Below are 8937 nucleotides of genomic sequence, written 5' to 3'. Positions count from 1 at the left end.
GCTACACCACATGGTTTGGTCTTCACGGGGATCCAAACGTCTCCAGCACAATCAACTCGCGGATTCGAAAGGTCCTCGGTGCGACCGCAGACCGGTATGGGCTGCTATCCCCAGCGTCGTGCGACTGCGAGGGTCCTTCCGCCGAAAAGGTGATTGCTTGGGTAGATCCGGACTCGGCGCACGTAATCAACTATTGCCCACGCTTCTTCGAGCTCCCCGTTGGACCGGGGATCGAATTGGGATCCAAGGCGCGCACGATCTACCACGAGGTTTCACATTTCAACGACTTCCTTGGCAAGGGCACTCAAGACTATGAGGCCGCATTTGCCCTTCCCTCCGAAGCGAGATATCTCGCGAGAACCGCAAGAGACGTGGCGTCCGATCACGCCTACGGCTACGAGTACTTCGCGGACAATCTCGATTCCCAGAACTGATGAAAAAAGGGCCGCCGGTGCGAACCGGCGGCCCTAGGGTCTTTCGACGGAAAAGTCTCGCCTCAGCGACCCGTCTTCACCTCTGTCCACAACCGGGTGTACAGCTTGTCCACATCCGGCGGATTGATCGAGTAGGTGAACATCTTCGCGGCCACGTCGGCCGGCGGGTAGATGGTCGGGTCGTTGCGGATCGCTTCGTCCACCAGCGGCGTGGCCGCGCTCACCGGGTTGGCGTAGTGGATGAAGTTGGTGTTGGCCGCGGCGACCTTCGGGTCCAGCAGGTAGTTGATGAAGGCGTAGGCCGCTTCCGGGTGCTTGGCATCCTTCGGAATGGCGAGCATGTCGAACCACTGCGGCGCGCCTTCCTTCGGGATCGAATAGGCTACGGTCACGCCGTTGGCCGCTTCGGCGGCGCGGTCGCGGGCCTGGATGATGTCGCCCGACCAGCCCACCACCAGGCAGGTGCCGCCGTTGGCCAGCGAGCCCACATACTGCGAGGAATGGAAGTTCTGCACGTACGGGCGGATGGTCTTGAGCAGGTCGGCCGCCTTCTGGATCACCGCCGGGTCATGACTGTGCGGGTCTTCGCCCAGGTAATGCAGCGCGATCGGAATCATGTCGGCCGGGGTATCCAGGATCGTGATCCCGCAGTCCTTCATCTTGGCGATGTTTTCCGGCTTGAAGATCAGGTCCCAGCTGTTGGCGATTTCGGTGCTGCCGCCGAAACGCTCCTTGAGCATCTCCACGTTGTAGCCGATGCCGGTGGTGCCGATCATGTAGGGCACGCCGTACTTGTTGTCCGGATCCTGCTGCGCGATGCGCTTCATCATCTCCGGGTCGAGATTGGCCAGGTTCGGGATCTTGCTCTTGTCCAGCGGCAGGAACACACCGGCCTGGATCTGGCGGCCGAAGAAGTTCAGCGTCGGCACCACCACGTCATAGCCGCTGCCACCGGCGAGCAGCTTGGTCTCGACCATCTCGTCGCTGTCGAACACGTCGTAGGTCACCTTGGTGCCGGTGGCTTTTTCGAAGTTCGGGATGGTGTCTTCGGCGATGTAATCGCTGTAGTTGTAGACGTTCAGCACCTTGCTGTCTTCCTGCTTGGCGCCGCCACAGGCGCTGAGCATCGAAACGGCAATGCCGAGGGTGAGGATTCGCAGCTTCATCGGACTCTCCACAGGTCAGGTGCAAGGCGGGGGAACCGGCCGGACCGGCATGACGGTGCCAGCCTAACGGGCAGCCGGGTATTTTCCCAGCACATGGCGCTCACGGCCATGCCTGATCGGGCGGCTGGGCCGCTTACACATTCAGCAGCAGGAACTCCCGCTCCCAGGAGCTGATCACCCGGAAGAAGGTCTCGTACTCCTTGCGCTTGACCGACACATACGCCCGGCAGAACCGCTCGCCGAGCATCTCGCGCAGCTCGGGGCAGCGCTCCAGGCCGTCCAGCGCCTCGCCCAGCGAGCGCGGCAGGTCGTAGCCCAGCTCCTTGGCGCTGCCACTGATCGGCGCGGTCGGCGAGCCCTGCTCGCGGATGCCCAGCAGGCCGGCGGCCAGGGTGGCGGCGATCGCCAGGTAGGGATTGGCGTCGGAACCGGCAAAACGGCTTTCCACGCGCATGTTTTCCGGGGTGTCCATCGGCACCCGCAGCCCGCAGGTGCGGTTGTCGAAGCCCCAGTGCACGTTGCTGGGGGAGACCTCGCCGAATACCAGCCGCCGGTAGGAATTCACGTTCGGGGCAAAGAAGGCCATCGCTGCCGGCACGTACTTCTGCAGGCCGGCCAGGTAGTGGCCGAACAGCGGGCTGAACTCCTCCCCGCCGTTGTCCCCACTGAACACGTTGTGGCCGTCGCTGACCCGCACCAGGCTCTGGTGGATGTGCATTGCACTGCCCGGCTCGGTTTCCATCGGCTTGGCCAGGAAGGTGGCGTACACCCCATGGCGCATGGCTGATTCGCGCATGGTGCGCTTGAACAGGAACACCTGGTCGGCCAGGTCCATCGCGTTGGCGTGGGTGAAGTTGACCTCCAGCTGCGCTGCGCCGGATTCGTGGATGAGCGTGTCCACGTCCAGCTTCATCGCGTCGCAGTAGTCGTACATCAGGTCGAGGATCGGATCGAATTCGTTGACGGCATCGATCGAGTACGACTGCCGCGCCGTTTCCGGGCGGCCCGAGCGGCCGGCGGGCGGCAGCAGCGGAAAGTCCGGGTCGGTGTTCTTCTGCACCAGGAAGAATTCCAGCTCCGGCGCCACCACCGGGCGCAGGCCCAGTTCGGCATAGGCATCGAGCACCCGGCGCAGCACGTTGCGCGGCGCCAGCTCATGCGGCTCGCCGTGCTTGGTGTAGCAGTCGTGGATGACCTGCGCGGTGGGGTCGGTGGCCCACGGCACCATGCGCACGGTGTCCGGGTCCGGGCGCAGGATCATGTCCGAGTCCGACGGCGAGGTCAGTTCGTAGTAATCGTCCGGAAATTCGCCGGTGACGGTGGTGGCGAAGATGCCCTCGGGCAGCCGGGTGCCGTAGTCATGCGAGAACTTGTCGGCCGGGATGATCTTGCCGCGCGCGTTGCCGGTGATGTCCGGCACCAGGCATTCCACTTCGGTAATGTGGCGATCCTTGAGCCAGCGCAGCAGCACACTCTCTTCAGCGGCCGGTTTGGCGGCGGCCTTGCGCGCTGGGGCCTTCCGCGACGGAGCGGCGGCCTTGCGCGATGGAGACGGGGCTTTGCGCGAACGCGTTCGGGTGGTCATGACCGGTCTGCTGTGCTGGAGTAACGACGACAAGCTTCGCCGAAGGGCTGGAACGTACTGTGATAGTGCCACTGTACCTCCGTCGGCAGCCGCCGTCACAGCGGGCGCACCTGCCCTCGACACGGGTTGCTGGCATGCTGTGCGCATGAGCGAGCCCCCAATGAGCCTGGCCGGACAGGCGCACGCACCCAGCTGGTATGCCGACAGCGTGCCCGACGCGCCACTGCGCGCGCCGCTGCGGGGCGACCATGCCACCGACGTGTGCGTACTGGGCGCTGGCTACACCGGCCTGTCGGCCGCGCTCTCGTTGGCCGAACGCGGCTACCGGGTGACCGTGCTCGAGGCGCACCGGGTCGGCTGGGGTGCCTCGGGCCGTAATGGCGGCCAGGCCATTGTCGGCTACGGCTGCGAGGTGGATACGTTGGAACGGCTGGTCGGCAATGCCGATGCGCGCCGCCTGTTCGACTTCTCTCGCGAGGGCATGGCCCTGCTCCGCAATCGCCTGAGCCACTACGCGATCCAGTGCGACTGGCGCGATGGCCATGCCAGCGTGCCAATCAACGCGCGGCAGGAGCGTGCGCTGCGTGCAGGCATGGACACCCTGGTGGAGCGCTACGACTACCCGCTGCAGTGGTGGGACCGGCAGCAGCTGCGCAGCCAGCTCGACAGCCCGCGCTATCGCAGCGCGATGTTCGATGCGGCCAGCGGCCATCTGCATCCGCTCGCCTATGCGCTGGGGCTTGCCCGCGCGGCCGAGGGCTTGGGCGTGGTGATCCATGAGGCCAGCCCTGCCCTGGAACTGGTGCGCGGGGACCGCCCGCAGCTGCGTACCGCCTACGGCACCGTCACCGCCAATCAGGTGGTCATCGCCGGCAACGCGTGGCTGCAGGGCATCGCACCGGAGCTGGAGAGCCGGATCATGCCCGTGGGTACCTATATCGGCGCCAGCGCCCCGCTGGGCGAGGAACGGGCCCGGGCGCTGATCCGCAATGACATGGCCGTGGCCGACGTCAGCTGGGCGCTGGATTACTTCAAGCTCAGTACCGACCACCGATTGCTGTTCGGTGGCCGCGCCAGCTACTCGGCGCTGCCGCCGCCGAATCTGCGCGGGGTAATGACCAGACGCATGCACCAGGTGTTCCCGCAACTGGCCGACGTGGGCATGGAGCAGGTCTGGGGCGGCTACGTGGACATCACCCGCAACCGCGCCCCGCATTGGGGCCGTCTCACACCCAACGTGTACTTCGCGCAGGGTTTCTCCGGCCATGGCGTCGCCGCGACGGGATTGGCCGGCGCAGTGATTGCCGCAGCCATTGCCGGACAGAACGAACGATTGGGTGTGTTCGAGCGAATTCCGCATGGGCGCTTCCCCGGTGGAAAGCTGCTGCGCACGCCGCTGCTGGTGGCCGCCATGTCCTGGTACAAACTGCGGGATGTGTTGGGTTGAACGTTACGCGTTGATGCGCAGCGCTCAACTCAGGGGCGCTTGGGGGCCGGCGGTGGGTTCGGCGGAACTTTTCGTTGGGTGCTGCGAGCCGCCGGATCTGCATCCTCGGTCCGCTTTCGCCGGGAGGCCGGCAGAGGCGGGTTGGATCCTTTACGTAGAAATGCCATGTTCGACTCCTTTACCAAGCATCACTTCGACCCACCTGACATCGGTCGCGTGAATGATTATGCCATCCAGATCACGCAGCTCTACTGTGTTTCCATCGTCGTCGATCCATGCGGGATCCTGAATATAGAACTGGCCATTGGATGGATTCAGAGGCCACTCCTTTGGCCAACCAATCAGGCGCCTGCCGTCGATAAGGTGCAGCACAATGTCTGTGGGATTCGATCCCAGTACGCAGTACCACTCGCTCGAATGTGAGGTGCGCGAGGTCAACCCCTTTCCTCTCAGCCAGGAATGAAACGTGTCTCTGTTGACAGCTGCGGCCATCAGCGCGCCCAAGACTGTCGCCATCAACACCGAGCAGCTGAGATGACTTGCCGATGTCCAATCTCCGACGGTGAACATCCGGCCAACTGCTTCCAGCAGGACCTGAACCATCCCGGTTGCTGCATGGACGACAAACGTGAAGACCAATGCTTCCACAGTCCTTTCGAACTGACTGGGTTTGGGATGAGACGTGAACCCATAGAAGATCGATGCGGAAAGGAACCCCGGCAGCAGGAACGTGAGTAGCGGGGTCACGTCCTTGTAGAGGTTGTCCATGCGTTGCGGACCAGAGTTTCGAGCACAGAGGAATCGTAAGCGGCGGAAGCACGCCCGTACGTGCATCAGCTCTCATTCCAGTCGGGTAGCGATTGATTCTTCCTACGGGTTGGTCGGCCGGAGTCGGGAGGGCTGTCACGCAGGGCGTGGCACTACGGTCCGGGAGGTCCGGGATCCGGACGTTGGGGCCGCGGATCCATGCATTTCGGTCACAGATCGGGAGATTGGGCCTAAAGTCCTGCGTGAAGACGCCGATACACCTTCCGACCCTCTCGGATTCGAGCGTACGCAACATGCCGGCACTGTTTCAGGGCGCCTTCCCCAGCGACCCCGGTGATGACCTCCCCCAGCGGATCCTGCTGGTGGAAAACTCGCGCACGTTCACCAGCATGCTCAAGGAAGCCATCGAGCAGCGGCTGGAGCTGCCGGTGTCGGTGGCGACCTCGCTGGCCGAGGCCGGGCGCCTGCTGGATGAGGAACAGGGCTGGTTCCTGGTGCTGACCGGGCTGGTGCTGGCCGATGGCGACCGCGACAAGGTGGTGGAGTACTTCCTGTCGCGCGGGCTGCGTACGGTGGTGGTCAGCGGGGTGTATGACGAGGACCTCCGCAAGCGCGTGCTGCAGCAGCAGATCATCGATTACGTGCTCAAGAACACCCCCGGCAGCATCGACTACCTGGTGTGGCTGGTGCAGCGCCTGGACCGCAACCGTCGCATCGCCGCGCTGGTGGTGGACGACTCGATGTCCGCGCGGATGTACGCCGCCTCGCTGCTGCGCATGTATGGCCACGACGTCTACGAGGCTGCCGACGGCGCCGAGGGCCTGAAGGCGATCGAGGCCCACCCGGCGATCCGGCTGGCGGTGGTCGACCAGGAAATGCCCGGCATGGAGGGTGTGGAATTCACCCGCCGACTGCGTACCCTGCGTTCGCGTGACAAGGTGGCGGTGATCGGCATTTCCGGCAACACCGATCCCTCGTTGATTCCGCGCTTCCTGAAGAACGGCGCCAATGACTTCCTGCGCAAGCCCTTCTCGCGCGAGGAGTTCTTCTGCCGCGTCTCGCAGAACGTTGACCAGCTGGAGCTGATCGGTACGCTGCAGGACCTGGCCACCCGCGATTTCCTCACCGGTCTGCCCAACCGCCGCTGCTTCCTGGAACAGAGCACGCGCCAACTGCCGAAGCTGCAGGTGCAGGGTGAGCAGGTGGCGGTGGCGATGATCGATATCGATCACTTCAAGCACATCAACGACACCCATGGCCATGAAGCCGGCGACGACGCATTGCGGGCGGTGGCCGCGGCCGTCGCCGACCACGCACGCGACCAGGACCTGATCGCGCGCTTCGGTGGCGAAGAGTTCTGCCTGCTGGTACCGGGGCTGGAGGAAGACGAAGCCATCGGCTACTTCGAGATCCTGCGCCAGCGTATCGCCGCGCTGGAAGTGGATCTTGGTCACACCACGCTGCGGATGACGGTCAGCATCGGCTTGTGCTGCATCCGCCCGCAGCACGATTCGCTGCACCGGCTGATTTCCGAAGCCGACCGCCAGCTGTATCTGGCCAAGGCCGGCGGGCGCAACCGCGTGTGCAGCACGCGCGAGGCGACCGCCGCCCGGGAACCCGCGCTGGCGCCTTGATCCAGATCAACGCAGGTCCGCCCCGCCCTGCCTAGAGTCGTTCCCAGCGAACATCACAGGGAACGCAGCATGGCACTTCTGGTCTGGCAGGACGACCTGAACATCGGCATCGACGTCATCGACCACCAGCACATGCGGATCGTGGAGATGCTCAACCACCTGCACGTGGCACAGACCAGCCTGCACAAGGTGGCCGTGGCCGAGGTGATCGACGAACTGGTGGACTACACCATGTCGCACTTCGCGTTCGAGGAAGAGCTGATGGAAGAAGCCGGCTACCCGTTCTGCGCCGCGCACAAGCGCGTGCACGAGATCTTCGGCAAGCGCGTGTCCGAGTACCGGCTGCGTTTCCAGGCCGGCGAGGACATCACCGACGAACTGCGCACGATGCTGTCGCGCTGGCTGTTCAACCACATCCGGGGCGATGACAAGGCCTACGCCGAATCGGTCAAGCAGCACCTGAACCAGTTCGCCCGCGACCACCAGCAGGGCAGCTGGCTGGGGCGCACGCTCAAGCGGATTTTCCGCTGAGCCGGGTTGGCCGGCCCATGGCCAGCAGTGCCAGGATGGTGATCACCGCAGTCAGGCACAGGTAGTAGCCCACCGCGACCAGACCGAAACGGCCTGCCAGCCAGGTCGCCACGTACGGTGCCGGCGCCGCGCCGAGGATGCCGGCCAGGTTGAACGACAGCGAGGCGCCGGTATAGCGCACCTGGACCGGGTAGATTTCGGCCAGGAACGTGCCGCAGGGCCCGTAGGTCAGGCCCATCAGGAACAGGCCAAGCGCAAGGAACCCGACCACCAGCCACGGACTGCCGGCCTGGAACAACGGCGCGAACAACACACCGAAGCCGAGGATCAGGCCGCTGGCCACGATCATCGTGCGCCGGGTGCCCCAGCGGTCGCCGTACATCGCCGACAGCGGAATACCGGCGGCGAAGAACAGGATGCCCACCATCTGCAGCAGCAGGAACTGCTCGCGGCTGTAGTGCAGCACGGTAGTGCCATAGCCGAGGGTGAACACCGTCATCAGGTAGAACAGCACGAAGGTCGCGAACGCCCCCAGCGTGCCCAGCACCAGGGTGCGCGGGTGGTGGCGCAGCACCGTCCACATCGGCAGGCGCACGCGTTCGTTGCGGTCCAGTGCGGCCTGGAACTGCGGGGTCTCATGGATGTTCAGGCGCACCCACAGGCCTACCGCCACCAGCAGTGAGCTGGCCAGGAACGGCACGCGCCAGCCCCACTGCAGGAAGTCCGCATCGCTCATCGCGCGGCCCAGCAGCAGGAAGATGCCGGCCGAAAGCAGGAACCCGAGTGGCGCGCCCAGCTGCGGGAACATGCCGTACCAGGCCCGCTTGCCCGGTGGGGCGTTTTCCGTGGCCAGCAGTACCGCCCCACCCCACTCGCCGCCCAGGCCCAGGCCCTGGCCGAACCGGCACAGTGCCAGCAGCGCCGGCGCCAGGATGCCGATGCTGGCGTGCGTGGGCAGCAGGCCGATCGCCACGGTCGACACGCCCATGGTCAGCAGCGCAGCCACCAGCGTGGCCTTGCGCCCGATCCGGTCACCGTAATGGCCGAATACCGCCGAGCCGACCGGGCGGGCGATGAACGCCACCGCGAAGGTCGCCAGCGACTGCAGCAGCGCGGCACCCTCACTGCTGTCGGGAAAGAACAGGTGCGGGAACACCAGCACCGCCGCCGTGGCGTAAATGTAGAAGTCGAAGAACTCGATGGTGGTGCCGATCAGGCTGGCCAGCAGGATGCGGCGGGGCGAATTGGCGGCGTTGGCAGCGGCAGGAGTCGACATCGTTCACGTGCGGGAAGATCAGCTGCCCGATTCTGCCACGTGACCGCCGCCCACCGTCGCGATGGTTGCACGCGAAACAACGAAACCAGCGGTAGC

At 64.9% G+C, this 8937-nt stretch carries 8 protein-coding genes; 4 read left to right on the top strand and 4 right to left on the bottom strand.

All coding sequences use genetic code 11. The features are described 5' to 3' along the window. A partial coding sequence (locus KVS69_RS05085; RefSeq protein WP_217537369.1) for a M35 family metallo-endopeptidase occupies nucleotides 1-434 on the top strand: 434 nt, incomplete at its 5' end. Nucleotides 435-496: 62 nt separating this feature from the next. Here KVS69_RS05085 and KVS69_RS05080 read toward each other — a convergent pair. Then, entirely contained in the window at nucleotides 497-1600 is a 1104-nt protein-coding gene (locus KVS69_RS05080; protein ID WP_095364005.1) for a polyamine ABC transporter substrate-binding protein, read from the bottom strand. 133 nt (nucleotides 1601-1733) lie between these two features. Next, on the bottom strand, nucleotides 1734-3185 hold the full coding sequence (locus KVS69_RS05075; protein ID WP_254622033.1) for a glutamine synthetase family protein: 1452 nt from the start codon (nucleotides 3183-3185) through the stop codon (nucleotides 1734-1736). A gap of 145 nt (nucleotides 3186-3330) precedes the next feature. Between KVS69_RS05075 and KVS69_RS05070 the strand changes: the two genes are divergently transcribed. After that, entirely contained in the window at nucleotides 3331-4632 is a 1302-nt protein-coding gene (locus KVS69_RS05070; RefSeq protein ID WP_254622032.1) for an FAD-binding oxidoreductase, read from the top strand. Between the two features lie 150 nt (nucleotides 4633-4782). Here KVS69_RS05070 and KVS69_RS05065 read toward each other — a convergent pair whose 3' ends face one another. Then, nucleotides 4783-5400: a DUF6338 family protein gene (locus KVS69_RS05065; RefSeq protein WP_217537367.1), complete on the bottom strand. Its 618-nt coding sequence runs from the start codon at nucleotides 5398-5400 to the stop codon at nucleotides 4783-4785. 293 nt (nucleotides 5401-5693) lie between these two features. Here KVS69_RS05065 and KVS69_RS05060 point away from each other — a divergent pair, with 293 nt between their 5' ends. Together KVS69_RS05060 and KVS69_RS05055 are read left to right on the top strand one after the other, a co-directional pair. Beyond that, nucleotides 5694-7034: a diguanylate cyclase gene (locus tag KVS69_RS05060; RefSeq protein WP_184124209.1), complete on the top strand. Its 1341-nt coding sequence runs from the start codon at nucleotides 5694-5696 to the stop codon at nucleotides 7032-7034. Between the two features lie 69 nt (nucleotides 7035-7103). Continuing rightward, nucleotides 7104-7565: a bacteriohemerythrin gene (locus KVS69_RS05055; RefSeq protein WP_068850625.1), complete on the top strand. Its 462-nt coding sequence runs from the start codon at nucleotides 7104-7106 to the stop codon at nucleotides 7563-7565. Here the strand turns inward: KVS69_RS05055 and KVS69_RS05050 are convergent. Further along, nucleotides 7546-8841 (bottom strand): MFS transporter, encoded by a 1296-nt coding sequence (locus tag KVS69_RS05050; protein ID WP_068850622.1) that lies wholly within the window; start codon nucleotides 8839-8841, stop codon nucleotides 7546-7548. The genes KVS69_RS05055 and KVS69_RS05050 overlap by 20 nt on opposite strands. Nucleotides 8842-8937: the final 96 nt, after the last annotated feature.

This window comes from Stenotrophomonas sp. GbtcB23 (assembly GCF_019091045.1).
Lineage (GTDB): Bacteria > Pseudomonadota > Gammaproteobacteria > Xanthomonadales > Xanthomonadaceae > Stenotrophomonas > Stenotrophomonas rhizophila_A.
Note: the sequence above shows the minus strand (reverse complement) of the source record. Positions and strands in the feature narration are given on the sequence as shown.